Genomic DNA, 26307 nt, shown 5'->3' on the forward strand with positions numbered 1-26307 from the left:
CAGCAGCTGGACCGCTGCGCCCTTGAAAGAGCGCGGTATTTCCCAATATTGAATCCATCCGAAACTAAGCGTTTATATAAAAGGAACACATCATGGGCAGAATTATCGGTATTGACCTGGGAACCACCAACTCCTGCGTCGCGATCATGGAAAACGGCCAGCCGAAGGTCATCGAGAACGCCGAAGGCGCGCGTACCACGCCTTCGATCATCGCCTACCAGGAAGACGGCGAGATCCTCGTCGGCGCCCCTGCGAAGCGCCAGGCCGTCACCAACCCGAAGAACACCCTGTTCGCGGTCAAGCGCCTGATCGGCCGCAAATTCGCCGAGAAGGAAGTCCAGAAAGACATCACGCTGATGCCTTACCAGATCCTCGGCGCCGACAACGGCGACGCATGGGTCGGCGTGCGCGACAAGAAGCTGGCGCCACCGCAGATCTCGGCTGAAGTGCTGCGCAAGATGAAGAAGACCGCCGAAGACTACCTCGGCGAAGAAGTCACCGAAGCGGTCATCACCGTGCCGGCCTACTTCAACGACTCGCAGCGCCAGGCGACCAAGGACGCCGGCCGCATCGCGGGCCTGGACGTCAAGCGCATCATCAACGAGCCGACCGCGGCCGCGCTGGCATTCGGCCTGGACAAGACCGACAAGGGCGACCGCAAGATCGCCGTGTATGACCTCGGCGGCGGCACCTTCGACGTGTCGATCATCGAGATCGCCGACGTGGATGGCGAGAAGCAGTTCGAAGTGCTGTCGACCAACGGCGACACCTTCCTGGGCGGCGAAGACTTCGACCAGCGCATCATCGACTACATCATCGACGAGTTCAAGAAGATCAACGGCCTCGACCTGTCGAAGGACGCGATCGCCCTGCAGCGCATCAAGGCCTCGGCCGAGCGCGCCAAGATCGAACTGTCGTCGTCGCAGCAGACCGAGATCAACGAGCCCTACATCGCCATGGCGAACGGCGCGCCGGTCCACCTGAACCTGAAGATGACCCGCGCCAAGCTGGAATCGCTGGTCGAGGAACTGATCAACAAGACCATCGAGCCATGCCGCGTCGCCATCAAGGATGCCGGCGTCAAGGTCTCGGACATCGACGACATCATCCTGGTCGGCGGCATGACCCGTATGCCGAAGGTGCTGGAAAAGGTCAAGGAGTTCTTCGGCAAGGAGCCGCGCCGTGACGTCAACCCGGACGAAGCCGTCGCTGTCGGCGCCGCCATCCAGGGCTCGGTCCTGTCGGGCGAGCGCAAGGACCTGCTGCTGCTGGACGTCACCCCGCTGTCGCTGGGTATCGAAACCCTGGGCGGCGTGATGACCAAGATGATTCACAAGAACACCACGATCCCGACCAAGTTCTCGCAGGTGTTCTCGACCGCCGACGACAACCAGCCGGCCGTGACCATCAAGGTCTACCAGGGCGAGCGTGAAATCGCAGCGGGCAACAAGGGCCTCGGCGAGTTCAACCTCGAAGGCATCCCGCCGGCAGCGCGCGGCACCCCGCAGATCGAAGTGACCTTCGACATCGACGCCAACGGCATCCTGCACGTGGGCGCCAAGGACAAGGCCACCGGCAAGGAAAACAAGATCACCATCAAGGCCAACTCGGGCCTGTCGGAAGACGAAATCCAGAAGATGGTGAAGGACGCCGAGCTGAACGCGGAAGAGGACAAGAAGGTCAAGGAACTGGCCGAAGCCCGCAACCAGGGCGACGCGCTGGTCCACTCGACCAAGAAGTCCCTGACCGAATACGGCGACAAGCTGGAAGCCGGCGAGAAGGAAGCGATCGAAGCGGCGATCACCGACCTGGAAGGCGCGATCAAGAGCGGCGACAAGGCCGACATCGACGCCAAGACCGCGGCCCTGTCGAGCGCATCGCAGAAGCTGGGCGAGAAGATGTACGCCGACATGCAGGCGCAGCAGGCCGGCGCGGCCGGTGCGGCCGGCGGCCAGCCGGGCGGCGAGCAGCAACAGCAGCCGCAGCAGGACGACGTGGTCGACGCCGACTTCAAGGAAGTGAAAGACGCGAAGTAATCCCCGGGCGGGGCAGGCTTGAGAAGCTTGCCCACTTGCGGGAACCGCCGAGCCGCTGCGACCGAATGGTTCTCCGGCTCGGTTTTTTTGCCTTTCAGCTTAACCCGTTTTACCAGTACATAACAGCAAGGTGCCGCCAATGGCAAAGCGTGATTTTTACGAGATCCTCGGGGTCGCGAAGAATGCGTCGGAAGACGACATCAAGAAGTCGTATCGCAAGCTCGCGATGAAGTACCACCCCGACCGCAACCCTGACAACAAGGAAGCGGAGGAGAAGTTCAAGGAGGTCAAGGAAGCCTACGAGATGCTCACCAATCCGGAGAAGCGCGAGGCGTATGACCGTTACGGTCATGCCGGCGTCGATCCGAACATGGGCGGCGGCGGTGGCTTCGGCGGCGGCGCGGGCGGCTTCGGCGATGCCTTCGGCGATATCTTCGGCGACATCTTCGGCGGCGGCCGCGGCGGGCGCGGCGGCGGCGGACCTCAGGTCTACCGCGGCGCCGACCTGCGCTACAACCTCGAGATCACGCTCGAGCAGGCGGCCCACGGCTACGAGACCACCATTCGCGTGCCGAGCTGGGACAAGTGCGACACCTGCCACGGCAGCGGCGCCAAGCCGGGCACCCAGCCGGTCACCTGCACCACCTGCTCGGGCCACGGCCAGGTGCGCATGCAGCAGGGCTTCTTCAGCATCCAGCAGACCTGCCCGAAGTGCCACGGCAGCGGCAAGATCATCCCGGAACCGTGCGCGGCCTGCGGCGGCGCCGGACGCATCAAGCGCAACAAGACGCTGGAAGTGAAGATCCCGGCCGGTATCGACAACGGGATGCGCATCCGCTCGACCGGCAACGGCGAGCCGGGGACCAACGGGGGCCCGGCGGGCGACCTGTATGTGGAGATCCACATCAAGCCGCACGCCGTGTTCCAGCGCGAAGGCGACGACCTGCACTGCGAAATGCCGATCTCCTTCGCCAAGGCGGCGCTGGGCGGCGAGATCGAAGTGCCGACGCTCACCGGCAAGGTCTCGTTCACGGTGCCCGAAGGCACCCAGACCGGCAAGACCTTCCGCCTGAAGGGCAAGGGCGTCAAGGGCGTGCGCTCGGGCTACACCGGCGACCTGTTCTGCCACGTGGTGGTCGAGACCCCGGTCAAGCTGACCGACAAGCAGAAAGACCTGCTGCGCGAGTTCGAACGCTCGACCAACGAAGGCGGCGCCAAGCACAGCCCGCAGAGCAAGGGCTGGATGGACAAGGTCAAGGACTTCTTCGAATAAGCAGCCGCATCAAAACCGCTGACCGGTGCAAGCCGTCAGCGGTTTTTTTTCGTCTTTCGTAGGGTGGACGGCTTTGCCGTCCGCGCGTCCAACTCCGGCTTGCTTTGCCACTGCGCAGCCGGGAGCTGAACGCTGCTGGTATACTTTCGCCCATTCAGCACGCATCAAACCAGGGAGAACAATGGATAACAACACGACGGGCGTAAGCGCCGAAGACCTCTTCGCACGCAACCGCAAATGGGCCGCCTCGATGGTGGCCGAAGACCCGAACTTCTTCAAGGCGCTGTCGGAACAGCAGGCCCCGGAATACCTGTGGATCGGCTGCTCCGACAGCCGCGTGCCGGCCAACGAGCTGCTGGGCATGGCGCCGGGCGAACTGTTCGTGCACCGGAACATCGCCAACGTGGTCGCGCACTCCGACCTGAACTGCCTGAGCGTGCTGCAGTTCGCGATCGACGTGCTGAAAGTGAAGCACATCATCCTGTGCGGCCACTACGGCTGTTCGGGCGTCGGCGCCGCACTGACCGGCACCCGCGTGGGCCTGGCCGACAACTGGCTCGGCCACGTGCGCGACGTGCGCGACAAGCACGGCAAGTACCTCGGCAACGTGGTGGGCCGCGCGGCCGTCAACCGCCTGGTCGAGCTGAACGTGGCCGAGCAGGTGATCAACGTGGCGCAGACGACCATCGTGCGCGACGCCTGGGAACGCGGCCAGCCGCTGACCATCCACAGCTGGGTGTATGGCGTGCACGACGGCCTGCTGCGCGACCTCGGCATCACGGTCAGCAGCTTCGAGGAGATCGCGCCCAAGCTCACGCGCGTGCTGAACGGCTACCTCGACGGAGACCAGGTCCGTGCAGAACGACGCGGACAGTGACCTGGTCCGCTTGCGCGGCCTGGTACGTGAATTCGTCGACGAGCGCGACTGGGACCAGTTCCACACGCCGAAGAACCTCGCCTCGGCCCTGAGCGTCGAGGCGGCCGAGCTGCTGGAACACTTCCAGTGGCTGCAGCACGGCCGCCTTGAAGAGCTTGGCGAAGCCAAGCGCCAGGAAGTGCGGCACGAGATGGCGGACGTGCTGGTCTACCTGGTGCGCCTGGCAGACAAGCTCGACGTCGACCTGTTCGCCGCGGTGCAGGAGAAGATGGTGCTCAACCGGGCCAAGTACCCGGCCGAGCAGGTGCGTGGCGACGCCCGCAAATACGACGAGTACAAGACGAAGTAGACCCCGGCCCGGCAGTGCTCAGGGAGCGCTTGCCGCTACCTGGGTGGTCCCCGGCGCCGGACTGAGTTGCGGCTTGCCTTCCACATAGGTGGCCTTGGCCTGCGCCGCCGCTTCGACGCTGCGCACCATGTCCCAGACCGTCTTGTTCACCCATTCCTCGGGCGTTCCCACCAGCCGGTTGGCGAGATCGCGCGGTAGCCGCATCAGGCCGCCTTCGGTCTTCTGGAATACCGTGTAGGTGTCGAGTTGGTAGCCTTCCTTGTACGGGTACAGGCAGGCGTGCAGCGTCAGCTTGCTGGCCAAGGCAGTGGTCCGCACTGCGCGCCCGGTCCATGCGGCGCCTTCGCAACTGGCGCTCTTCAGCCCGGTGCCGCCGTTCCCCATCGCCGCCGGCTGCGCGGTTGCGGCCGCGCCCGGATCCGCCGCCTTGGCGCCGGTGTCGGCGGTGGTGAAGCGGCCGGGCTTGGCGGGCACCTCCGCACCCGGCTGCAGCAGGGTATTCGAGATGACGCTGCTCGTATTTTTGCCCAGCCCATCGGTTGCGGCTCGCGCGATCGCCAATGTCGGCGCCGCCGTCTTGAAGTCGAAGATGTGATACATCTCGACGGCGGTGCTTTTGTGCGCGAGGTAGTTGTTGCTGGTCCCGCAGCCGGCGGCGAACAGCAGGGGCAGGAGAACGCTCAATTTCTTCATGGATAAGCCTCTTCACGTGATGGACGGCGATAAGCCGGGAAACGCTCGCACTTTACGTGGCCTGTCGTAACGCACTTTGTGTGCACGCAGGGCTTATCGGGAACTTGCCCGCGGCGCCGTGCATGATGGGCTGAGCTGGGTATTAAGCAATTGCTGTCGTGCAGTCTGCTCCGTGATTCATGCCGCCTGTCGCATCCCGCTCCACTCTCGCGAACCGCTTTCGTAGAATCGCCCCCATCGAACACAAGGGGAGAATCCATGGTACGTCGCATCATCGCGGCCGCAGTCTTCGCGGCCTGGTCCGGAGCAGCGTTCGCGCACGACGCGGACGGGCTCGCACAACGCGGCCGCGCGGCCTACGCCGCCGGGCAGTACGCCGAATCGGCGGCCTTCTACCTGCGGGCGGCGGCGCAGGGACCGAGTGCCGGCCTGCTGTACGACGCCGCCTGCTCGCAGGCGCTGGCGGGCGACGTCGACGGCGCCTTCGGCAGCTTGCAGAAGGCCTTCGAAGGCGGCTGGTCCAACGTTGCGCATGCCGAGAAAGACGTCGACCTGGCCGCGCTGCGCGGTGACGCCCGTTGGCAGCAGCTGCTGGCGGCAATGAAGGAGCGGCAGGCGGCCGACGCCAAGCTGTTCGACTCACCGGCGCTGGCCTCGCCCTACCGCGACAACATCAGCGAAGACGAGAAGCTCGCAGGCCTGTCGAAGTTCTGGTCCGAGGTGAAGTACAACTTCGTGTATGTCGACAAGCTCAAGCAGATCGACTGGGACCAGCTCTATCTCGACACCATTCCGAAAGTGCGCGCCACTACCTCTACCGCCGCGTACTACCGCGTGCTGATGGAACTGTGCGCCAGGCTGCAGGACGGCCACACCAACGTCTATCCCGGTCCCGAGCTGCGTAACGCGATGATGGCGCGTCCGCTGCTGCAGACCCATCTGGTGGAAGGCAAGGTGCTGGTGCGCGCCGTGCACGATCCGGCGCTGGCCGCCAAGGGCATCGTCGCGGGCGCCGAGGTGGTCGAGGTCGATGGCGAGCCGGTGCTGGCCTATGCCGAGCGCGAGCTCGTGCCCGTCACCAGCGCCTCCACCCCGCAGGACATGGCGCAGCGCGCCTACGGCTACGCCTTCCTCTCGGGCCCGATCGACAAGGCGCCGCGGGTGCGCTTCCGGCTGGCCTCCGGCAAGCTGCTCGACCTGGACGTGCGCCGCGTCGACGCCGACACCTATGGCAAGGCGATGCCGTCGCGGCCGCCTTTCGAATTGCGCAAGCTGCCGGGGAACGTGGCCTACGTCGCGCTCAACAGCTTCGGCGACAGCCGGGCGGCCGACGCCTGGCTGGCCGCGTTCGACCAGATCGCCGCGAGCGCGGCCGTCATCGTCGACGTACGCAACAACGGCGGCGGCAATTCGGACGTCGGCTACAAGGTGCTGGCCACGCTCACCGACAAGCCGTTCGAGACGGGCAGGTGGTCGACCCGCCAGTACCTGCCCACCTACCGCGCCTGGCAGCGCCCGATGCCGAACCTGGACCAGCCCCATGCGACCCGGCCGGCCGACGGCAAACGCCACTTCCGCGGCCCGGTCGCGGTGCTGTCTTCGGGCGGCACCTACTCGGCGGCCGAAGACTTCCTGGTGGCCTTCGCATCGATGGGGCGCGGCGCGATCGTGGGCGAGGCCTCGGGCGGCAGCACCGGCCAGCCGCTGTTCATCAAGCTGCCCGGCGGCGGGGTAGCGCGCATCTGCACCAAGGCCGATACCTATCCGGACGGACGCGCCTGGGTGGGCCACGGCATCCAGCCGACCATCAAGGCCGCGCCGACCGTGGCGGACCTGCGCCGCGGCCGCGACACGGTGCTGGAAGCGGCGCTGGCATCCTTGTCCCTGGAAGGGAAGAGGTAGGCCGCGTTTTGCCGAGATGAAATAATATTTCATGGGGGCGCCCTGCATGAAATAGTATTTCACCGTCAGGTTTGCCTTGGGGCCGCCTTACCGTGTTGGCATGCTTCTCGAGTTACCGTTATGATTTTGTTATGGATTGCGCGCGCCTATCCTGTGGGTGGCGCGCGTTTCCTTCGCAGATCAGCGGAAGCAAGCATTGCTCCGGTCGCGCCACATTGATCTGGCGCATTTGATCTGAGTCATAGACCTTCGCGCCCGGACCTGAATCGTCGTATCATGGTTTCGTGCGCTTCACCACAAGGTAGAGACCATGCGCCCCATCGTCATCGTCCCCGCATGCACGCGCGATTTCGGCGAACACCCGTATCACGCGGCCCAGCACAAGTATGTCGACGCCGTCGTTCTCGGCGCCGATTGCGCCCCCATGATCCTGCCCTCGCTGGGCGAGTCGCTCGACCTGGAAACGGTGCTGGCCTTGTGCGACGGCATCATGCTGACCGGCTCGGCGTCGAACGTCCATCCCAGCTACTACTCCGAAGAAGTGCTCGACCCCACGCTGCCGCAAGACCCGGCGCGCGACCTGACCACGCTGCCCCTGATCCGCGAGGCGGTAAAACGCGGCATCCCGATCATCGCGATCTGCCGCGGCTTCCAGGAGATGAACGTGGCCCTGGGCGGCAGCCTGCACCAGGCGGTGCAGAGCGTGGCCGGCAAGTTCGACCACCGCGAGAATCCCGAGCTCGGCATGGACGAGCAGTATGGCGACGCGCATAACGTCACCATCATCCCGGGCGGCTGCCTCGAGCGCATGCTGGGCCAGTCGGAGATTCCCGTGAACTCGCTGCACGGCCAGGGCATCAACGAACTCGCGCCCGGCATGACGGTCGAAGCAGTAGCGGAGGATGGCCTGGTCGAAGCCTTCTCGGTCTCCACCGCGCCCGGTTTCACGCTGGCCTTGCAGTGGCACCCCGAGTGGCGCATCCAGCACAACCCGTATTCGATGAAGATGTTCGGCGCCTTCGGCGATGCCTGCCGCGCGTATCAGGCGCGAACGAAGCGGAGTTCCGCATGAACGTATTTGCCAACCCGATGGCCCGCTCTCCCCGGGCCAGGGGCGCCGTTCCCTAGCTTCCCTGCCTGATGCGAGCAGCGCGCACGACCGCGCGCGTATTTCAAACAGACAGTGAGGCAATCATGGCAATCCGCGACAATTTTTCTTACACCGACATGGAGGAGTGGCTCAACGCGAAACGGGTCACCGAAATCGAATGCCTGGTCCCCGACCTGACCGGCGTCGCCCGTGGAAAGATCCTCCCCCGCACCAAGTTCACCAACGACCGCGGCATGCGCATCCCCGAAGTGGTGCTGGGCATGACCGTCACCGGCAATACGCCCGAGCGCGACGAATCGTACAACCGCGCCATCGCAGCCACCGACCGCGACATGATCCTGAAGGCAGACCCGACCACCATCACCATGGTGCCGTGGGCGGTCGACCCGACCGCGCAGGTCATCCACGACTGCTATTTCGCCGACGGCACGCTGGTCGACTACGCGCCGCGCAGCGTGCTGCGCCGCGTGCTCAAGCTCTACGCCGAGCGTGGCTGGAAACCGGTGGTGGCGCCCGAGCTCGAGTTCTACCTCACGGCCAAGAACATCGATCCGAATTTACCGCTGACCTCGCCGGTGGGCCGCAGCGGCCGCGCCGAGACCAGCCGCCAGGTCTACAGCATCGATGCCGTCAACGAATTCGACCCGCTGTTCGAGGACATCTACGACTACTGCGAGATGATGAACCTCGACGTCGACACGCTCATCCACGAGATCGGCGCGGGCCAGATGGAGATCAACTTCCTGCACGGCGATCCGCTCGGCCTGGCCGACAAGGTCTTCTACTTCAAGCGCACCCTGCGCGAGGCCGCGCTCAAGCACGAGATGTACGCCACTTTCATGGCCAAGCCGATGGCCGACGAACCGGGTTCGGCCATGCACGTGCACCAGAGCGTGATCGACCTTGAAACCGGCCGCAATATCTTCAGCAATCCCGACGGCAGCGAGGCGCCGGCCTTCCGCCACTACATCGGCGGCCTGCAGCGCTACATGCCCTCGGCAATGGCCATCATCGCGCCCTACGTGAATTCCTACCGCCGCATCGTGCGCCATTCGGCCGCGCCGATCAACCTGCAATGGGGCATGGACAACCGCACCGTGGGCTTCCGCGTGCCGGTGTCGGGCTCGCAAGACCGGCGCGTGGAAAACCGCGTGATCGGCGCCGACGCCAATCCCTACCTGGCGCTGGCCGTCACGCTGGCCTGCGGCTACCTGGGCATGCTCGACGCGGTCGAGCCGAGCGCGATGGTCGAGGTCAGCGCCTACGACATGCCGGTGGAACTGCCGCAAGGCCTGTCAGAGGCCATCACCCTGCTGCGCCGCGAAGACCGCTTGCGCGACGTCCTTGGCGAGCGCTTCATCGACGTGTACTCTGCGGTAAAGGACCTCGAGCACCAGGAATTCATGCGCGTCATCAGCCCGTGGGAGCGCGAACACCTGCTCCTGCACGTCTGAACGGTTCTTGTACAACGGGAGCCGATCATGACAACCAATACCCCGCTCGCTTCGCTGCGCGTCACCGCACCCGAAGCCAATGACACCTACGACACCCAGGAACTGCAGCGGCTCGACAGCGCGCACTTCCTGCATCCCTTCACCGACCACGCCGCGCTGAGGGAGCAGGGCGCGCGCGTGATCGTGCGCGCCGACGACGTCTACCTGTGGGATTCCGACGGCAAGAAGATCATCGACGGCATGGCCGGCCTGTGGTGCGTGAACGCCGGCTATGGCCGCGCCAGCATCGCCGACGCGGTGCATGCGCAGATGCTGCAGTTGCCCTTCTATAACAGCTTCTTCAACACCACCAACGTGCCCGCGGTGAAGCTGGCCGCGCTGCTGGCGCGCATCGCGCCATCCGGCATGCAGCACGTGTTCTTTACCGGCAGCGGCTCGGAAGCGAACGACACCATCGTGCGCATGGTGCGGCGCTACTGGCAGCTGGCGGGCAAGCCTGAACGCGAAGTCATCATCAGCCGCCGCAACGCCTACCACGGCAGCACGATGGCCGGGGCCTCGCTGGGCGGCATGGCCGGCATGCACGCCCAGGGCGGGCTGCCGATTCCCGGCATCGTCCACATCGGCCAGCCCAATTACGCCGAGGGCGGGCAGGGCATGAGCGAAGCCGAATTCGGGCTGGCGGCGGCCGGCTGGCTGGAAGAGAAAATCCTGGAGCTGGGGCCCGACAAGGTGGCCGCCTTCATCGGCGAGCCGGTGCAGGGCGCCGGCGGCGTGATCATCCCGCCCGCCACCTACTGGCCAGAGATCCAGCGCATCTGTGACAAGTACGACATCCTGCTGGTGTCCGACGAAGTGATCTGCGGCTTCGGGCGCCTGGGCACCTGGTTCGGCTGCGAGCTGATGGGCTTCCAGCCCGACCTGATCGCGTTTGCCAAAGGCGTCACCTCGGGCTACGTGCCGCTGGGCGGGGTGCTGGTGGGCGGGCGCGTGGCGCATGTCCTGATCGAGAAGGGCGGCGACTTCAACCACGGCTTCACCTATTCCGGCCACCCCTCGGCCTGCGCCGCAGCGCTGGAGAACATCCGCATCATCGAGGCCGAAGGACTGGTGGAACGCGTGGCGCTGCAGACCGGCCCGCACCTGAAGTCGCGCTTCGCCTCGCTGGCGATGCACCCGCTGGTCGGGCATGCCGAGACCTGCGGCATGACGGCGGGGCTGAACCTGGTGCGCCGCAAGGGGGCCACCGTGCACGACTGCGTCGCCTTCCCGGCTTCGCACGGGGTGGGGATGCTGTGCCGGAAGCACATGTTCGACAACGGGGTGATCATGCGTGCGGTCGGCGACCGCATGATCGTGGCGCCGCCGCTGTCGATGACGGTGGCGCAGATCGACGAGATGGTGGAGCGGATCGGCTATTGCCTCGACCTGACGCTGGAAGAGCTGGTGGAACGCGGGTGGATGGCCTGAGCGTCAGCTGCCCGCGACGATATGCTTGGTCGGCTCCCCGCCATTCCTGACGAACTGCGGCGCCAGCGAGCCCGCGAACATGCCCATGAAGGCCGCCAGCAGCCCCGCCAGCTGGCCCGGGAAGTGCTCGCCCCAGGTGGTCACGCCTTCGAAGAACAGCAGCCACACCACGATGCCCGCGCCGATCGACACGATCGCGCCCTGGGTGGTCGCGCGCTTCCAGTACAGGCCCATCACCAGCGGCACGAAGGCTCCGACCAGGGTCACCTGGTAGGCGCTCGACACCAGTTCGTAGATCGAGGTGCCTTCCATGGCGATCGCGTAGGTCAGCACCATGGCGGCGAAGATCACGATGGTCAGGCGCATCGCTGCCAGCTTCTGCTTGTCGCCCATGCCGGGCTTCAGGTTCAGGAGGATGTTCTCGACAAAGCTGGTCGACGGCGCCAGCAGGGTGGCCGAGGAGGTGCTCTTGATGGCCGAGAGCAGCGCACCGAAGAACAGGATCTGCATCACCAGGGGCATCTTGGTCATGATGAAGGTCGGCAGCAGGCGCTGGTAGTCGTTCTGGGCGATCTCCATCGCCGAGTTCCCCATTACGACCACGGCCGCAGCGACGATGAACATCGGCACGAAGGCGAACAGGATGTAGCTGGCGCCGCCGATCACGGCGCCGGTGCGCGCGGTCGGCGCGTCCTTGGCCGACATCACGCGCTGGAACACGTCCTGCTGCGGGATCGAGCCGAACATCATGGTGACGGCCGCGCCCACGAAGAAGGCGATGTCGGTGAAGCTCGGCTCCGGCCACACGCGCCACAGGTCGGCCTGGGTCGCCATCGCCAGCACCTTGTCGGAACCGCCGGCCAGGTCGGCCGCGAAGACCGCGATGATGGCCATGCCGACCACCAGCACGATCATCTGGACGAAGTCGGTGATCGCCACGGCCAGGAAGCCGCCCACCACCACGTAGATCAGCACCGCCAGGGTGCCGATCAGCATGCCCATGGCCGGCGACATCGCGCCGTCCGTCAGCACCGTGAACACCAGGCCCAGCGCCGTGATCTGCGCCGCCACCCAGCCCAGGTAGCTCAGGATGATCGCCACCGAGCAGAAAATCTCGATACCCTTGCCGTAGCGCTGGCGGTAGTAGTCGCCAATGGTGAGAAGATTCAGCTTGTACAGTTTCTTGGCGAAGAACAGGCCGACCAGGATCAGGCACATGCCGGCGCCGAACGGATCCTCGATGATCGCGTTCAGGCCGCCCTGCACGAACTTGGCCGGCACGCCCATCACGGTCTCGGCGCCGAACCAGGTGGCGAAGGTGGTGGTGATCACCATGATCAGCGGCAAGCTGCGGCCGGCCACGGCGAAGTCGGCGGTGTTCTTGATCCGCGTGCCCGCCCACATCCCGAGTGCCAGCGTGCCGAGCAGGTAAAGCGCGACGAAAACGATCAAAGTGGTGTTCATGCGGTGCGAGCTCCGGCAGCGGAAAATTGTTGGGCGGAAAATTCGCGATTATAAAGGCAGAATCCGGCCATTGGATCAAGTTTGCTAGTATTTGAGGTCTACTGTTGCGCTACAGGGAGGGAAACTGACATGTCGGATATCCGCATCTCCACAACGTCCTGGCATGAGCGGGCTGCAAAACTGGCTATCGACGGCCGCGCGTTCATCGATGGCTGTCGAGTCGATGCCCGTTCCGGCGCACGTTTCGATTGCCTGTCTCCGGTCGACGGCCGCAAGCTTGCCGAGGTCGCGCGCTGCGAGGCGGCAGACGTTGACGCCGCCGTCGGAAGCAGCCGCGCCGCCTTCGAGGACCGCCGCTGGGCCGGCATGGCGCCCGCCGCGCGCAAGCGCGTGCTGATCCGCTTCGCCGACCTGATGCTGGAGCACCGCGACGAGCTGGCGCTGCTGGAAACCCTCGACATGGGTAAACCCATCCGCTACAGCCTGAGCGTGGACGTGCAGCTGGCCCAGAACTGCATCCGCTGGTACGGCGAGGCGATCGACAAGATCTACGACCAGGTCGCGCCCACCGGCGCCGACAGCCTGGCCCTGATTCAGCGCGAGCCGGTCGGCGTGGTGGCTGCGGTCATCCCCTGGAACTACCCGATGCTGATGGCGGCCTGGAAGATCGGCCCGGCCCTCGCCGCCGGCAACAGCCTGGTCCTCAAGCCGTCCGAAAAGGCGCCGCTCAGCGCACTGCGCCTGGCCGAGCTGGCGCTCGAGGCCGGCGTGCCGCCGGGCGTGTTCAACGTGCTGCCCGGCTACGGCAGTGAAGCCGGCAGCGCGCTCGGCCTGCACATGGACGTCGACTGCATCGCCTTCACCGGTTCGACCCGCACCGGCAAGCAGATCGTGCAAATGGCGGGGCAATCGAACCTGAAGCGCGCCTGGACCGAACTGGGCGGCAAGTCGGCCAACATCGTCTGCGCCGATTGTCCCGACCTGGACGCCGCGGTGGAAAGCGCGATCGGGTCGATTTACTTCAACCAGGGCGAGAGCTGCAACGCACCCTCGCGCCTGTTCGTCGAAGCGTCGATCAAGGATGCCTTCCTGGAAAAAGCGCTCGCACTGGTCCCGCGCCATGCGCCGGGCGACCCGCTGGACGAAGCGACCGTGATGGGCGCCATCGTCGACCCGGTCCAGATGAAGACCGTACTCGGCTACATCGAGGACGGCAAGCGCGAGGGCGCGCGCCTGCTCGCGGGCGGCAATGCGGCCAGGCAGGACAGCGGCGGGCTGTACATCGAACCGACGCTATTCGACGGCGTCGACGCCGGCATGCGCATCGCGCGCGAGGAAATCTTCGGGCCAGTATTGTCTGTGCTGTCGTTTACCGACCTCGACGAGGGCGTGCGGCAGGCGAATGCCACGCCCTACGGCCTGGCAGCGGCGGTGTGGACCGCGGACATGAGCAAGGCGATCCGCACCGCACGCGCGCTGCGCGCCGGCACGGTGCACGTCAACCAGTACGACAACGACGACATCACGGTGCCTTTCGGCGGCTACAAGCAGTCGGGCAATGGGCGGGATAAATCGCTGCATGCCTTCGACAAGTACACGGAGCTCAAGACGACCTGGATCGGGCTGTGAGCGGCCTTGCCGGCGGCGCTCACGCAAGCCGCAGCTCGACCTCGGCCACCGTGCCTTGTCCGTCGGGCTTGCGCCGGAGCCGGATGCTGCCGCCGTGCTGGTCGACGATCTCCTTGACGATGGCCAGGCCCAGTCCGAAGCCGTCCGGGGTGGCGCCTGGACGGCGGTAGTAGGGAGTAAACAGGCGCGCCGCTTCCGCCTCGGGAATCGGCACGCCGTCGTTCGACACGGCCAGCAGCGCATGGTCGCCGCGCCGCGCCAGCGTCACCTGGATGTCGCCGTGCGGCGCGCCGTGCCTTGATGCGTTGTCGATCAGGTTCTGCAGCAAGCGGCGCAGCTGGCTCGGCTCCCCCCAGACCTGGCAATCCTGCAGCGCTTCCAGGCCGATAGTGTGGCCCCTGCGGTCGAGCAGCGGCTCGACGGTCCCGATCACATCGCAGCAGATTTCGCGCAGCGACAGCCGCTCCAGCGGGGCGCCATCGCCGCCCGAACTGATGCGGCCCAGGGCCAGCAGTTGCTCGGCCAGGCGGCTGGTGCGGCGCGCGCCGGCCAGCGCCGCCTCCAGCGAGGCCGCGCGCTGCCTGTCGTCGGTGGCGCGCAAGGCGTTTTCCAGGTGCAGCTGCACGGCTGCGACGGGCGTGCGGATCTCGTGCGCCGCCGCGTTCAGGAAGCGCTGCTCGCGCTCCATCGCGGCGCGGGTGCGGTCCATCAGCTTGTTCAGCTCGGTCACCATGGGCATCAGCTCCATCGGCGTCGCCGACAGCACGACCGGATCGAGCGACTCGGGTTCGCGCGCGGCGATCAGGGCCGCCAGTTCCGACAGCGGCCGCATGCTCCGCAGGATCAGGAAGTTGACCACCGCGAGCAGCAACAGCCCGCCCAGCGCCAGCGGGGCCAGGATCGACATGCCGATGCCTTCGGCCAGCTCTTCGCGCACTTCTTCCTTCTCGGCGGTCATGATCCAGACATCGTCCGAGCGCAGCACGAACACTTCCCACAGGACGCCGTCGATCTCCCGTTCGGAAAAGCCCGGCTGCGGCGGCGCCAGCGCGGTGGCGGGCGCCGCCGCCGATTTCACCAGCAGTGCGCCGTTGCGCCACACCTGGAAGGCGATCTTGGTTTCATAGCGGTGGCCGAAGACTTCCGGCAGGTCGCTGGTGCTGGTCTCCAGTTCCTCGGGCAGCGTGATCACGATGGGGTTGCTGACCGTCGCCGAATCGAGCTGGTGCGCCACCAGCGCTTCCAGCACGCGCGCCGACGTGGCCAGGCGCGCACTGAACAGTTCGACCGATTCGTGGCGCGCCACGCGGTGCGCGCCGAAGCCGATGCCGGCGAAGATCAGCAGCACGCAGGCCAGTGTGCCCAGCACCATGCGGCGCCGGCCCGAATATACGCGCGCGCTCATGCGGCCAGGTCGCCGATGCGGTAGCCGACCCCGCGCACGGTCTTGACCACTTCCGGCGCCAGCTTGCGGCGCAGGTGGTGCACATAGACGTCGATGGTGTTGCTCTCGCTGCCTTCGCCCCAGCCGTACAGCGATTCCTCGAGCTGGGCGCGGTTGAATACCCGCTGCGGGCTCTCGGCCATCTGCTTGAGCAGCATGAATTCTAGCCGGTGCAGCTCGACCGGCTGGCCGTGCCAGCTGACGCTCAGGCTGTCGATCTCGAGGGTCAGGGGGCCCAGCACCAGCCGGTTGACCTGGCGCCCGTTGCGGCGCCGCGCCAGCACGCGCAGGCGCGCCAGCAGTTCGTCGAGTTCGAAGGGCTTGATCAGGTAGTCGTCGGCGCCCAGGTCGAGCCCTGCGATGCGGTCGCGGGTAGCGTCGCGCGCCGACAGGATCAGGACCGGGATCGGGTTGCCGCCGGCGCGCAGCGACTTCAGCACCGCGATCCCGTCCATGCCGGGCAGGCCGAGATCCAGCACCATCAGGTCGAAATCGTTATGGGCCAGCGCCGCCAGGGCGGATTCTCCGTCGCGCACGTGTTCGACCGTGTATTGGGCGCGGTGCAGGGCCAGTTGCAAGCCGCTGCTCAGCAGTTCATCGTCCTCGACCAGCAGCAGCCTCAATCCGGTCCTCCCTTTCCTGGTGTTGTCACTTGCGCTTGGCCGCGATCTGTTCCAGCAGCTGGGCGATCTCGCCGCGCCGCCCCTCGTCGGCCAGCTTGCGGCCCGGACGCGCCGGCGCCTGCAGCGCCTTGCGCAGGGCGCGTTCCGCGCCCTCGTAGTCGCCCTTGCGGAACAGGTAGTCGCCATAGAAATAATTCGGGTCGATACCGTCCGGGTTGATCGCCAGGCCGCGCTTGAGGTGATCGAGCGCCTTCTTGTCGTCGCCGAAGCCGATCGGCCAGCCCGGCACCTGATAATACAACGAGCCCAGGCTGGTGTAGGCCGAACCCGAGAGCGCATTCGGGTCGAGCGCCAGCGCCTGTTCCAGCGTCTTCCTGGCGTTCTTTGCATGCGACAGCGCGCCCAGCCCGCCCTTGGCGCCGGCGTAGGTCGATTCGATGATCGCATACCAGATCAGCACGTCGGCGCTGCCCGGATTCTGTGCCGCGCTCTGGCGGGCCTGCTCCGTGAGGCGTTCGAACTGCGCTTCCTGCTGCTTGGGCGGGGTCTGGTACTTGATCTGTTCCCACGCGCCCTGCAGGCGTGCCACTTCATCGGGCACGGCGGCGCCGGCGGCCAGGGCGGCGGCCGACAACAGGATGATGGCGATTCGGGCGAGGATGTTCATGGTGTCGTTCTCCTTTGGTGCATGATTATTCGGGCAGGTGCTTGCGGATCACCGCCAGTTGCTTGCGGATCGCGCCGTCGGGCAGGCCCGGCAGCAGCTTGTTGAGCAGGACGAAGAAGCGCTCCTGGCGCCCCAGGGTGCGCTGCCAGGCGCGGCCGCGCAGGAAGTCCATGAAGGCGGCGGCGACCGCCTCGGGCGCGTCCTCGGCGGTGCCGAGCTCGCGGTTCATGGCGTCCACCGCGGCGCTGTTGATGGGGGTACGGGTGGCGCGCGGCGCGAAGTGGCGCACCGCGACGGTGCTGTCCGACAGCTCGCGCCGCAGCGCCTGCGAAAACCCGGCCAGGCCGGCCTTGCTGGCGCCGTAGGCGGCAAAGCCCGGATAGCCGAGCATGCCGAACACCGAGCCGATGTTGACGATCTGCGCCGCCGGCGCTTCCCTCAGCAGCGGAATCAGGCGGCGCGACAGCAGCATGGGCGCCAGCAGGTTGGTGTCGAGCATGGCGCGGATCTGTTGCGGCGACTGGGTGGCGAAGGCGTGGAAGTCGCTCACGCCTGCATTGTTGACCAGCAGGTCGATGCCGCCGATGGCGCGTCCGGCGGCTTCGACGGCATCCAGGGTGGCATCCTCGAGCAGGTCGCCGCACACGATCGCCACCCGCGTGCCGAGCTGCGCCGCCAGTGCGTCCAGCGCGTCGCGCCGGCGTCCCACCAGTACCAGGGCGTCGGCCTGCGGCGCCAGCGCATGCGCGATGGCCGCGCCGATGCCGCCGCCGGCGCCGGTGATCACGGCGCGGTAGCGCGCCGCCATCAGGCAGCCTCCCCGAACAGCGCGTCGCCGCGCGGCAGGCTGCGGAACACATTGCCGTACAGGCCATACATCATGCGCGCCATATGGGTCACGGCGTCGCGGTCGCGCTGCTCGTCCAGGCGGTTCACCAGCTTCTCGAAGAAGGCCACGTGCTCCAGGTCCAGGCTGCCGTGAGAGCTGAGGTAGCTGAACGCTTCCGGCGGCAGCGCCAGGGCGCCGCGGATGGTGTCGGCGGCATGGGTGGCCAGCGCCGTGCTGGTGCCTTCCAGCACGTGCACCATGCCGAAGAAGGCCACCGGGTTGTGGCGGTCGACCTGGTGGTAGGCATAGGCCACCATCAGTTCGGTGCTCGGATGGGGGCGCGAACGGCGCACGGCGCCGGCGTCGCCGCTGCAGGCCGCGATGTCGTTCAGGATCCATTCCTGGTGCCCGATCTCTTCCTCGATGTACTCGGCGATGGCCTGGCGCAGCCATTCGTGGCGCTCGCCCAGGCGGCTGCCGCAGGCCATCATCAGCGGCACGGTGTGCTTGACGTGGTGGTAGGCCTGGGTCAGGAAGGCGATGTATTGCGGCGTGCTCACGCTGCCGCTCAGCGCGTCCTGGATGATCGGGATGGAGAACAGCTGCTGCCGTTCCTGCTCGGTCTCTGCCTTGAGCTGGTCGAAATAATTCACGATGCGTGCTCCATCTGGTCGAAAAGGGATGCGATGCGGTCCGCGTGGCGCTGCGCGATGGCGGCGCGGCGCGGACGGCCGTTGGCGGTCAGCAGCCCGTCGGCCGGGGTGAAGGGCGCCACGGCCGCCCAGCGCCGCACCCGGGCGTAGTCGGGCAGGTCGCGGTTGGCCAGGTCGACGGCCCGCTGCAATTGTTCCGGCGTGACTGCCGCGCCGGCCGGCACCAGCAGGGCGCCGAGCCAGGGCTGGCCGTCGCCCAGCACCAGCGCCTGCGCCACCAGGCCGGTGCCGAGCAGGGCCGATTCCGGCCACTCGGGCGAGACGTTGCGGCCATAGCCGGTGATCAGGATGTCCTTCTTGCGGCCCTCGATGAACAGGTAGCCGTCGCCGTCGAGGCGGCCGAGGTCGCCGGTGGCGAGCCAGTCGCCTCCCGCGCGCGGCTGTCCCAGGTAATGGGGGGCGGCGCAGCGCACCTCGATCTCGCCGTCGGATGCGATGCGCACGGCGCGGTGCGCCAGTGGGCGGCCCACGCTGCCGTCGCGCGCCGCGCCCGGCAGGTTCAGCGCCACCACCGAGCTGCACTCGGACAAGCCGTAGCCCTCGAACACCGGGATGCCGCGCGCACGCGCCGCGGCCAGCACGCGGGCCGGCGTCCGGGCCCCGCCGACGGCCGCGAAGCGCAGGCTGGCCAGGCGCGGATCGCCCGGCGCGCTGGCCGCGAGCAGCGCAGCCAGCATCTGCGGCAGCAGGATGACGCTGTGCGCCTGGTAGCGCGCGATCGCGTCCAGGCAACGCTGCGCATCAAAACCGCTGGCGCCGCTCAGGCCCACTTCCGCCAGCGGCGGGCAGATCGTGGTCGCGCCGCTCAGGAGCGCGGTGTAGGGCCCGGCAATATTCTCCAGCAGCACCGCGAATGGCAGCAGGCACAGGTGGCGCTCGACGCCCAGCCGGCCCAGGCCTGCGTGCAGGGCCTGGGCGACTTCCCATTGCTGGGCGCTGCCCAGGCACACGCCCTTCGGGGCCGCGGTGGTGCCGGAGGTGAAGGTAATCTTCTGCACCCCGGCCAGCTCGGCCGCGCCGGCGGCCGCCAGGGCGCCGGGACGCTGGCACAGCGCCAGCGCGCCGCCGTGGCCGACGAACTCGGTGAAGCCGAGCGCCGCGCCCTGGGCCGGGTCGGCGCAGAACAGGGCCTGGGCGCCGCTGGCGGCGATCACGTGGCCCCACTGGGCCGGCGTGAAGAACAGGGGCAGGGGCACCAGGGTCAGTCCGGCCTGCTGCGTGGCCAGGTCGACTGCCAGCCAGTCGGGGCTGTTGTCGGCCAGGATGGCCACCGGTGCGCCGGGCGCGGTGCGCGCCGCCAGGGCGGCTTCGATGGTGGCGATGCGCTGCGCCAGCGCGGCGTGATCGAGAGCGTGGACGCCGTCGCTCAGCAGGTCGCGGCCGGCGGGAAAGATGTCAGGAAAGCTGGTCATGGCCATAGCGGATGTCACCAAACATGACGTGTGGATGGGTTTCGTAGTAAGTGCCCCAGTGGCGTCCCGCATCGGGCAGGCGCGCCGGGTCGGCCGGCGCCAGCAGCTGCGGCTTCAGGCGCAGGCGGCTGAACGAATTCAGCAGGCTGGGGGTGGCGGTGAAGGCCACCCAGCGCAGGCCGAGGCCGTGCAGCAGGTGGGTGGTACGCACGATCAGGGCGCGCGCCGCGCCGGCGTGGGCCGCCGCCAGGTTACCGACCTCGACAATGTCCGAGCGTTCCACCGGCTCGCCGCTGCGGGCCGCGATCTCGCGCTCCAGCGGCGCATCGAGGTACTGCTCCAGGAAGGTCGGGCCGGAAGCGGCCAGGGTATAGCCGAGCGCGGCGATCCACGGGCCCCCGTCGCCGCGGCAGCCGATCAGGGTGTCGCTGAAGTGCTGCAGGTGGGCGCCGTAGCTCGCCAGGAAGGTGGCGGCGATGAAGGCTTCCAGGCCGGCGCGCCGGCGGTCGCCGCGGGGGACGGTCTCGATCCGGTAGGAGGGGCGGCGCGTGCCGCCGGCCGCGTCCGCCGGCGGGGCGAAACTCTGGGCGAAAGCCGGGAGCAGGGACATGGGATTCTTCCGTTATTGTTGCGTTGGAAGAAGCCTAGGGGGCGAAGATTAATGGCAGATTAAACAGGCGGACGGGGGCAGGACTTCGGTCGACCTGCGCGCGCCGTCTAGATCGCCATGTCGCGCAGGATCTTCGACGCGTCGCGGTTGGCCCCCAGCACCGTGCCGTCGCGCATGTGGATCTGCAGCTGCGACTGGTCGTCGGCCCGCATCGATTCCACGAAATCGAGGTTGACCAGGGCCGACCGGTGGATGCGCACGAAGCGCGCCGGGTCGAGCTGGGCTTCGAGCTCCGAAATGCCGATCCGGACCAAGAAGGTCTGGCCGCGCGCCGTGATGACCGTGTACTTCGAATCGGATTTCATGTATTCGATCTCGCTGGCGGCCAGCGGGAAGATGCGTCCGCGGTCGCGCACCAGGATGCGTTCCAGCCGGGCCGGCGCGGAGGCGGCCTGCGCCAGCACGCCGGCAAGCGCCTCGCGGCCCTGCGCCGCGCTCTCGTGCGCCGACCCCTCCAGCAGCCGCGTCACGGCCGCCGCGAAGCGCGCCCGCGTGAAGGGCTTGAGCAGGTAGTCCACCGCATTGAGCTCGAAAGCGGTGACGGCATACTGGTCGTAAGCCGTGGTGAACACGATCCGGGGCAGGTAGTCGAGCCGGCGCAGCACCTCCAGCCCGGTCATCTCGGGCATCTGGATGTCCATGAACACCACCTCGGGCCGCAGGCGTCCGATCTGGGCCAGTGCGCTGGCCCCGTCGGCCGCTTCGCCCACCAGGCGCAGCCCGGGATGGGCATAGATGGCGTCGCGCAGCACGTCGCGCGCCAGCGGTTCGTCCTCCGCGAAGAACGCGGTCTTCATGTTCATGCTGTCTGCTCCTCGCGGACTGCGGGAATGGTGACCGATACACGGAAGCCCGCGCCCGGCGCGCTCTGCACGCGCAGCGCGGCGCGGCTGCCGTAGTCCAGCTGCAGGCGCCGCTCGATGGTGCGCAGGCCGAGTCCCGGCGCGGTGGCGATGCTTGCAGGATCGGCGCCGGGCCCGGTGTCGCGCACGGTCATGGTGAGGGCGCCGGTCTCGAGGTCGCGCCGGGTGGAGATCTGCAGGATGCCGGGCCGGCTGTGGGGATTGAAGGCGTGCTTGATGCTGTTCTCGACCAGCGGCTGCAGCGACAGGGCCGGCAGCGGGTGGACGCCCGCATCCTCGTCGAGGTCCCACTCGACATGCAGGCGCTCGCCCAGGCGCAGCTGTTCCAGCTCCAGGTAGTCGCGCACGAAATCGAGTTCCGCTGCGAGCGTCACGCGGTCGCTGCCGCTGCGTTCGGTGTCGAGCACGTAGCGCAGCATGTCCGAGAACTGGAACAGCGCGGTCTCGGCCGCGGCCGGGTTGCGCTGGGTGAGCGCGATGATCGAGTGCAGGGTGTTGAACAGGAAGTGCGGATTGAGCTTGTTGCGCAGTGCGCTCAGCTCCGAGGCGATCACGAGGTTCTGTGCGTCCTTCATCGCCAGCGCCTGGCGGTTCGCGGCTTCGTTGGCGCGGATCAGGTGGAAGATGCCGGCGCCGAGCAGGTAGGTCATGACCTGGTAAAGCAGGGGCCAGACGTACCAGCTGATCGGCTTGTTGGGGTTGAACAGCACCCAGAACATCCCCTGCGACAGGATCGCGTACAGGAGTGCCGCTGCGATATGGGTGCCCGTGAGCCGTGACAGCCGGTAGCGCCGGCGCTCGAGATAGCCGGTCAGCGGCCAGACCAGCGCCAGCAGCGAGGCCGATGGGAGAATGGTGGCGAAGGTCAGTATGGCCCGGGCGGTGTCGAAGCGTCCCTGGGCCACTGAATCGAGCTGGTCGACGAACGACAGGAACAGCGCATAAACGAGCCAGCCGGCGATGTAGATGCGCCACATCAGGCTGAGTCCGTTTTTATTCGAAGGCGAAGTGTTCATGTCGACAGTGTCGCCCGCGATGGGACGGGACGCGCCTGTCATGTCACGAACTGCGGGATTCACGATCCGGATTGCAGGATTGTGGTACGGGCCGGATTACGGGCAGGACAGGGTGACCGTCAGCCGCGTGCGGCCGTGGCCCGTGTCCATGCTCACGCTGCCGCCCTGCACCTCGGCCATCAGGCGGATCGAGTAGGTTCCCAGGCCGTTGCCGCCGATCTTGCTCGACGCCGCGTATTTCTCGAAGAAGCGTTCGCGCGCCGCCGGCGGCACTTCGCCGGCGTTATCGATCATGACATGCAGGTTGCCGTAGCCGGGCGCGATGTTCACCGTCACCCGCCCGCCAGCGGGCGAGGCCTCGATCGCGTTCTTCAGCATATTGTTGAACAGCGAATAGCACAGCAGCGGCTCGCCCAGGCACATGGCGCCCTCCGGCTTGTCGTAGCTCACGGTGATATCGGTGCTGTCGAAGGTGAACTGGAGCTGCCGGCAGACCTTGTCCAGCATGTCGCCCAGGTCGAACACCTGCAGCGCCGGCTGGTAGGTGCCTTGCTCCATCTTGTAGACGTCGAGGGTGCGGTTGATCATCTCGAGCGCATTCTCGGCCGCGGTCTCGATCATGTGGGCCTGCTCGCGCTGGGATTGCGTGAGCGGGCTGACGAGCAGCGCCTGGCTGCCGTGCAGCGCCACCGCGATCGGGCTTTTCAGGTCGTGGCGCGTGATGCGGTCGACGTCCTCGCGCAGGCGCGCGTTCTCGATCAGGAGTTCGTTCTGGCGCTTGACGTCCTGCAGGGCGGCGGCCAGCAGCAGGTGGGCCGACAGGCGCGCCTTCAGGATGGTCGGGTCGGCCGGCTTGGACACGTAGTCCACCGCGCCCAGGCGCAGGCCGGCCACCACGTCTTCGGTGCCGTCGCGCGCCGACAGGAAGATGATCGGGATGTGCGCGGTCTTCGGGTTGGCCTTGAGCTGGCGGCAGGTCTCGAAGCCGTCCATCAGCGGCATCATGATGTCGAGCAGGATCAGGTCGATGTGGAACGCGTCCGCGATCTCGAGCGCTTTCTTGCCGCTGATCGCGACCTTGATCGCGTATTCGTCCTTCAGCACGCCGGCCAGCACTTCGATGTTGGTCGGGATGTCGTCCACGATCAGCACCGTCGATTTCTTCACCCGCTCGCCGATCGGCGCATCCAGGCCGATGACGTTCGATTCGGGCAGCACCACGGGGGCGGCGGTCGGCGCCGGAGCCGCTGGCGCAGCGGCTGGCTTCGGCATCGGCGCGGGTGCGGGTACGGACGCCTGTTGGTGCGCGAATGGACCAGGTGCCGTTTCCAGCTGCACGCCCAGCATGCTCATGAACTTGCAGGCGAAGCTGTGCACCGTGAACGGCTTGATCATGTAGGCGTTCACACCGGCCTGCAGCGCGGTGCGCACCGACTGCGGGTTGGCTTCCGCGGTCAGCATCATGAATGGCGTGCTGGCGTAACGGTGGTCGGTCCGCATCCATTTGAGCAGGTCGATCCCGCTCATGATCGGCATGCCCCAGTCGCCGACGACGATATCGATCTGCTGCTTGCGCATGAGGTCCTGCGCCGTCTTGCCGTTATCGGCCAGGAACACGTTCAGGAAACCAAGTTCCGCCAGCACCTGCCGCACGTGGGTGCGGATCAGCAGATAGTCGTCGACGATGAGAATGGCAGCGGACTTGTCCATGATCTTTCTCTCAAAAAGTAGATGAAGTTTAACAACTTCTTGGCGGGCCGCCTACGGCTGAATGTGTAGAATCCACACATGGCTTCCCACTCTTCCGCGCTGTCCGCCGCGCGCTGGTCGATCTCGACCGTTTTCCTGGTCAACGGCGCCGGCATCGGCCTGTGGGCCGCGCACGTGCCGGTGGTGCAGGCGCGCGCCGGCATCGACACGGCGACGCTCTCGCTGGTCCTGCTCACCATCGCCGCTGGCGCGCTGCTGGCGATGCCCCTGATGGGCGGTTTCACCGCGCGCTGGGGCACGCGCCGCATGACGCTGTGGTCCGGTTTTGCTTTCGCGCCGATGCTGGCGCTGGTCATGAACGTCAGCGCGCTGCCGCTGCTGTTCGCGGCAGCCTTTGCCTTCGGTATCAGCAACGGCGCGCTCGACGTGGCGATGAACGCCAATGCCAGCGAAGTCGAGACCGCGCGCGGCCTCCCGACCATGTCGTCCTTCCACGGCTTTTACAGCCTCGGCGGGCTGCTGGGCGCGGCGCTCGGCGGCATCATCCTCCAGCAGGGCTGGGGCGACGGGCAGGGCGCGCTGGTCATGGGCATCCTGAGCGCGGTCGTGCTGGCGCTGGCGGCGCCGCGCGTGATGGCCTTCGCACCGACTCACGAAGCAGGCGCCCACTTCCAGCTGCCGCGCGGCGCGGCCCTGAGTCTCGGCCTGCTGGCGCTGCTGTGCTTCGCGGTGGAAGGCGCACTGGTGGACTGGAGCGCGCTGCTGATGCAGGAGCGCACCGGCGCCGATCCGGCCAGGGCGGCGCTGGCCTATTCGGCCTTCTCGATCGCGATGGCGGCCTGCCGCTTCGCCGGCGACCGCATCATCCTGCGCTTCGGCGCGCTGCGGGTGATGGTGCTGGGCGGGCTGGCCATGTTCGCGGGCCTGGCCACCGCGGTGCTGAGCACGCACTTCCTGCTGTCGGCCGCCGGCTTCTGCCTGATCGGCATCGGTGCGGCCAACGTGGTGCCGCTGCTGTTCGGCGCGGCTTCGCGGATTCCCGGCATGAGCGCCGGCGCGGGCGTGGCGGCGGTGGCGACGCTGGGATACGGCGGCCTGCTGCTGGCGCCGCCGGTGCTGGGCTATATCGCCTCGCAGGCGAGCATCATGGTGGCCTTGGGCATGCTGTCGCTGTCGGGCCTCGTGATCGCGCTAAGCGCGGGGATCATCAAGCGCCAGACATAGGCGTAGAATCCCTCTTCGACAATAAACGAGGCATGCAATGAAAAAAACCGATTTGGCCAAGAGCGACGCGAAGAAACTGATGAACCAGATGGGCGCGAAAGGCGCGGCCTTCGGTACGGCAGCCAGGCAGGAGGTGCCGGATCGCCGCGAGCAGCGCGACCGCGACCGCGCGCTGGGCCTGGTGCCCTTCGCCGTGAAGCTCAACAGCGACCTGGTGCAGCAGCTGCAAACGCTGAGCAAAGAGCGCGGCGTCGAGCTGAACCAGCTGGTGGCCGAGCTGGTGCAAAAGGGCCTGGCGTCGCAGGAATAATTGTTGGAGGAGCAGCGATGGCCAGGCTCGTATTCGGCATGAACCAGTCCCTCGACGGCTACGTCGACCACACGGGGTTTGCGCCGGGCCCGGCGCTGTTCCGCCACTTCGTCACGGAGGCCCAGGGCCAGGCGGGCAGCGTGTATGGCCGCAAGATGTACGAGATCATGCGCTACTGGGATGACGAGCATCCCGAATGGGGCGCCGACGAACGGGCGTTTGCGGCCGCCTGGCGCAGGCAGCCGAAATGGGTGGTCTCGCGCACGCTGGAATCAAGCGGGCCCAATGCCACGCTGATCAAGGGCGAGCTCGCGGGCGCCATCGGCAGGCTGAAGGCCGAACATGAAGGCGAGATCGAAGTGGCCGGCCCGGACCTGGCGCGCAGCCTCACCGAACTTGGCCTGATCGACGAGTACCGGATCTACCTGCACCCGGTCGTGCTGGGCCAGGGCAGGCCGTATTTCGCCGGGCCCCGGCCGCCCTTGCGCCTGGTGTCCCACGACCGGATCGATGACGACGTGCTCAGGCTGACCTACGTTCCTGCCTGACGTGAAAATGGCCCTTCCAA

At 67.0% G+C, this 26307-nt stretch carries 24 protein-coding genes; 12 read left to right on the forward strand and 12 right to left on the reverse strand.

The genetic code is table 11. From position 1 onward, the window contains the following. The first annotated feature begins 92 nt into the window (after positions 1-92). From dnaK to AC56LU_RS04285, 4 genes are all read left to right on the forward strand, one after another. The gene (gene dnaK / locus AC56LU_RS04270; RefSeq protein ID WP_497174361.1) at positions 93-2036 is read left to right on the forward strand and encodes a molecular chaperone DnaK; all 1944 of its coding nucleotides are present in this window, start codon (positions 93-95) and stop codon (positions 2034-2036) included. A 139-nt stretch (positions 2037-2175) separates the two neighbouring features. Next, on the forward strand, positions 2176-3309 hold the full coding sequence (gene dnaJ / locus AC56LU_RS04275; RefSeq protein ID WP_497174362.1) for a molecular chaperone DnaJ: 1134 nt from the start codon (positions 2176-2178) through the stop codon (positions 3307-3309). A 181-nt stretch (positions 3310-3490) separates the two neighbouring features. Beyond that, positions 3491-4186 carry a carbonate dehydratase gene (gene can, locus AC56LU_RS04280; protein ID WP_497174363.1) on the forward strand — a complete coding sequence of 232 codons (696 nt, stop codon included), beginning with the start codon at positions 3491-3493 and terminating at the stop codon, positions 4184-4186. Beyond that, positions 4164-4535 carry a nucleotide pyrophosphohydrolase gene (locus tag AC56LU_RS04285; RefSeq protein WP_497174364.1) on the forward strand — a complete coding sequence of 124 codons (372 nt, stop codon included), beginning with the start codon at positions 4164-4166 and terminating at the stop codon, positions 4533-4535. Before can ends, AC56LU_RS04285 begins: the two co-directional genes overlap by 23 nt. Before the next feature lie 18 nt (positions 4536-4553). Here AC56LU_RS04285 and AC56LU_RS04290 read toward each other — a convergent pair whose 3' ends face one another. Beyond that, positions 4554-5228 (reverse strand): hypothetical protein, encoded by a 675-nt coding sequence (locus AC56LU_RS04290; RefSeq protein ID WP_497174365.1) that lies wholly within the window; start codon positions 5226-5228, stop codon positions 4554-4556. Between the two features lie 258 nt (positions 5229-5486). Here AC56LU_RS04290 and AC56LU_RS04295 point away from each other — a divergent pair, with 258 nt between their 5' ends. The 4 genes from AC56LU_RS04295 (at position 5487) to AC56LU_RS04310 (ending at position 11165) form a co-directional block, all read left to right on the forward strand. Then, positions 5487-7130, forward strand: coding sequence for a S41 family peptidase (locus AC56LU_RS04295; RefSeq protein ID WP_497174366.1), 1644 nt, complete (start codon positions 5487-5489; stop codon positions 7128-7130). A 310-nt stretch (positions 7131-7440) separates the two neighbouring features. After that, on the forward strand, positions 7441-8202 hold the full coding sequence (locus AC56LU_RS04300) for a gamma-glutamyl-gamma-aminobutyrate hydrolase family protein (RefSeq protein WP_497174367.1): 762 nt from the start codon (positions 7441-7443) through the stop codon (positions 8200-8202). A gap of 122 nt (positions 8203-8324) precedes the next feature. Beyond that, on the forward strand, positions 8325-9695 hold the full coding sequence (locus AC56LU_RS04305; RefSeq protein WP_497174368.1) for a glutamine synthetase family protein: 1371 nt from the start codon (positions 8325-8327) through the stop codon (positions 9693-9695). Positions 9696-9722: 27 nt separating this feature from the next. Further along, positions 9723-11165: an aspartate aminotransferase family protein gene (locus AC56LU_RS04310; RefSeq protein ID WP_497174369.1), complete on the forward strand. Its 1443-nt coding sequence runs from the start codon at positions 9723-9725 to the stop codon at positions 11163-11165. 3 nt (positions 11166-11168) lie between these two features. Here AC56LU_RS04310 and AC56LU_RS04315 read toward each other — a convergent pair whose 3' ends face one another. Continuing rightward, positions 11169-12629, reverse strand: coding sequence for a high affinity choline transporter 1 (locus tag AC56LU_RS04315; protein ID WP_497174370.1), 1461 nt, complete (start codon positions 12627-12629; stop codon positions 11169-11171). Between the two features lie 129 nt (positions 12630-12758). Here AC56LU_RS04315 and AC56LU_RS04320 point away from each other — a divergent pair, with 129 nt between their 5' ends. Further along, on the forward strand, positions 12759-14258 hold the full coding sequence (locus AC56LU_RS04320) for an aldehyde dehydrogenase (RefSeq protein ID WP_497174371.1): 1500 nt from the start codon (positions 12759-12761) through the stop codon (positions 14256-14258). A 19-nt stretch (positions 14259-14277) separates the two neighbouring features. Here AC56LU_RS04320 and AC56LU_RS04325 read toward each other — a convergent pair whose 3' ends face one another. The 10 genes from AC56LU_RS04325 to AC56LU_RS04370 form a co-directional block, all read right to left on the reverse strand. Next, positions 14278-15663: a sensor histidine kinase gene (locus AC56LU_RS04325; RefSeq protein ID WP_497174372.1), complete on the reverse strand. Its 1386-nt coding sequence runs from the start codon at positions 15661-15663 to the stop codon at positions 14278-14280. After that, on the reverse strand, positions 15660-16325 hold the full coding sequence (locus tag AC56LU_RS04330) for a response regulator (RefSeq protein ID WP_497174373.1): 666 nt from the start codon (positions 16323-16325) through the stop codon (positions 15660-15662). Before AC56LU_RS04330 ends, AC56LU_RS04325 begins: the two co-directional genes overlap by 4 nt. A 25-nt stretch (positions 16326-16350) precedes the next feature. After that, a complete protein-coding gene (locus AC56LU_RS04335) occupies positions 16351-16992 on the reverse strand; it encodes a TRAP transporter TatT component family protein (RefSeq protein ID WP_497174374.1) in 642 nt (213 codons plus the stop codon). 25 nt (positions 16993-17017) lie between these two features. Further along, the gene (locus tag AC56LU_RS04340) at positions 17018-17800 is read right to left on the reverse strand and encodes an SDR family oxidoreductase (RefSeq protein WP_497174375.1); all 783 of its coding nucleotides are present in this window, start codon (positions 17798-17800) and stop codon (positions 17018-17020) included. After that, positions 17800-18474: an iron-containing redox enzyme family protein gene (locus tag AC56LU_RS04345; protein ID WP_497174376.1), complete on the reverse strand. Its 675-nt coding sequence runs from the start codon at positions 18472-18474 to the stop codon at positions 17800-17802. The genes AC56LU_RS04340 and AC56LU_RS04345 overlap by 1 nt, the downstream gene beginning before the upstream one ends. Continuing rightward, positions 18471-19946: an AMP-binding protein gene (locus tag AC56LU_RS04350; RefSeq protein WP_497174377.1), complete on the reverse strand. Its 1476-nt coding sequence runs from the start codon at positions 19944-19946 to the stop codon at positions 18471-18473. The genes AC56LU_RS04345 and AC56LU_RS04350 overlap by 4 nt, the downstream gene beginning before the upstream one ends. After that, a complete protein-coding gene (locus tag AC56LU_RS04355) occupies positions 19930-20556 on the reverse strand; it encodes a thermostable hemolysin (RefSeq protein ID WP_497174378.1) in 627 nt (208 codons plus the stop codon). Before AC56LU_RS04355 ends, AC56LU_RS04350 begins: the two co-directional genes overlap by 17 nt. A 107-nt stretch (positions 20557-20663) precedes the next feature. Next, positions 20664-21419 carry a LytR/AlgR family response regulator transcription factor gene (locus AC56LU_RS04360; protein WP_497174379.1) on the reverse strand — a complete coding sequence of 252 codons (756 nt, stop codon included), beginning with the start codon at positions 21417-21419 and terminating at the stop codon, positions 20664-20666. Beyond that, the gene (locus tag AC56LU_RS04365) at positions 21416-22495 is read right to left on the reverse strand and encodes a sensor histidine kinase (RefSeq protein WP_497174380.1); all 1080 of its coding nucleotides are present in this window, start codon (positions 22493-22495) and stop codon (positions 21416-21418) included. The genes AC56LU_RS04360 and AC56LU_RS04365 overlap by 4 nt, the downstream gene beginning before the upstream one ends. Positions 22496-22591: 96 nt before the next feature. Next, positions 22592-24205, reverse strand: a complete 1614-nt coding sequence (locus tag AC56LU_RS04370; protein ID WP_497174381.1) for a response regulator — start codon at positions 24203-24205, stop codon at positions 22592-22594. A gap of 78 nt (positions 24206-24283) precedes the next feature. On the opposite strand from AC56LU_RS04370, the gene AC56LU_RS04375 reads away from it, so the two are divergent. Genes AC56LU_RS04375 through AC56LU_RS04385 form a run of 3 tightly spaced genes read left to right on the forward strand, consistent with a single transcriptional unit; the run spans position 24284 to position 26287 of the window. Next, positions 24284-25429 carry an MFS transporter gene (locus AC56LU_RS04375; RefSeq protein WP_497174382.1) on the forward strand — a complete coding sequence of 382 codons (1146 nt, stop codon included), beginning with the start codon at positions 24284-24286 and terminating at the stop codon, positions 25427-25429. Between the two features lie 37 nt (positions 25430-25466). Beyond that, positions 25467-25739: a hypothetical protein gene (locus AC56LU_RS04380; protein ID WP_497174383.1), complete on the forward strand. Its 273-nt coding sequence runs from the start codon at positions 25467-25469 to the stop codon at positions 25737-25739. A 17-nt stretch (positions 25740-25756) separates the two neighbouring features. Continuing rightward, positions 25757-26287, forward strand: coding sequence for a dihydrofolate reductase family protein (locus tag AC56LU_RS04385; protein WP_497174384.1), 531 nt, complete (start codon positions 25757-25759; stop codon positions 26285-26287). Positions 26288-26307: the final 20 nt, after the last annotated feature.

Source organism: Telluria sp. PB2R4, assembly GCF_059685695.1.

Coding starts and splice junctions, on each gene's coding strand:
- dnaK (WP_497174361.1), top strand. CDS start 93: ATGGGCAGAATTATCGGTATTGACCTGGGAACCACCAACTCCTGCGTC.
- dnaJ (WP_497174362.1), top strand. CDS start 2,176: ATGGCAAAGCGTGATTTTTACGAGATCCTCGGGGTCGCGAAGAATGCG.
- can (WP_497174363.1), top strand. CDS start 3,491: ATGGATAACAACACGACGGGCGTAAGCGCCGAAGACCTCTTCGCACGC.
- AC56LU_RS04290 (WP_497174365.1), bottom strand. CDS start 5,228: ATGAAGAAATTGAGCGTTCTCCTGCCCCTGCTGTTCGCCGCCGGCTGC.
- AC56LU_RS04295 (WP_497174366.1), top strand. CDS start 5,487: ATGGTACGTCGCATCATCGCGGCCGCAGTCTTCGCGGCCTGGTCCGGA.
- AC56LU_RS04300 (WP_497174367.1), top strand. CDS start 7,441: ATGCGCCCCATCGTCATCGTCCCCGCATGCACGCGCGATTTCGGCGAA.
- AC56LU_RS04305 (WP_497174368.1), top strand. CDS start 8,325: ATGGCAATCCGCGACAATTTTTCTTACACCGACATGGAGGAGTGGCTC.
- AC56LU_RS04310 (WP_497174369.1), top strand. CDS start 9,723: ATGACAACCAATACCCCGCTCGCTTCGCTGCGCGTCACCGCACCCGAA.
- AC56LU_RS04315 (WP_497174370.1), bottom strand. CDS start 12,629: ATGAACACCACTTTGATCGTTTTCGTCGCGCTTTACCTGCTCGGCACG.
- AC56LU_RS04320 (WP_497174371.1), top strand. CDS start 12,759: ATGTCGGATATCCGCATCTCCACAACGTCCTGGCATGAGCGGGCTGCA.
- AC56LU_RS04325 (WP_497174372.1), bottom strand. CDS start 15,663: ATGAGCGCGCGCGTATATTCGGGCCGGCGCCGCATGGTGCTGGGCACA.
- AC56LU_RS04335 (WP_497174374.1), bottom strand. CDS start 16,992: ATGAACATCCTCGCCCGAATCGCCATCATCCTGTTGTCGGCCGCCGCC.
- AC56LU_RS04340 (WP_497174375.1), bottom strand. CDS start 17,800: ATGGCGGCGCGCTACCGCGCCGTGATCACCGGCGCCGGCGGCGGCATC.
- AC56LU_RS04350 (WP_497174377.1), bottom strand. CDS start 19,946: ATGACCAGCTTTCCTGACATCTTTCCCGCCGGCCGCGACCTGCTGAGC.
- AC56LU_RS04355 (WP_497174378.1), bottom strand. CDS start 20,556: ATGTCCCTGCTCCCGGCTTTCGCCCAGAGTTTCGCCCCGCCGGCGGAC.
- AC56LU_RS04360 (WP_497174379.1), bottom strand. CDS start 21,419: ATGAACATGAAGACCGCGTTCTTCGCGGAGGACGAACCGCTGGCGCGC.
- AC56LU_RS04365 (WP_497174380.1), bottom strand. CDS start 22,495: ATGAACACTTCGCCTTCGAATAAAAACGGACTCAGCCTGATGTGGCGC.
- AC56LU_RS04370 (WP_497174381.1), bottom strand. CDS start 24,205: ATGGACAAGTCCGCTGCCATTCTCATCGTCGACGACTATCTGCTGATC.
- AC56LU_RS04375 (WP_497174382.1), top strand. CDS start 24,284: ATGGCTTCCCACTCTTCCGCGCTGTCCGCCGCGCGCTGGTCGATCTCG.
- AC56LU_RS04380 (WP_497174383.1), top strand. CDS start 25,467: ATGAAAAAAACCGATTTGGCCAAGAGCGACGCGAAGAAACTGATGAAC.
- AC56LU_RS04385 (WP_497174384.1), top strand. CDS start 25,757: ATGGCCAGGCTCGTATTCGGCATGAACCAGTCCCTCGACGGCTACGTC.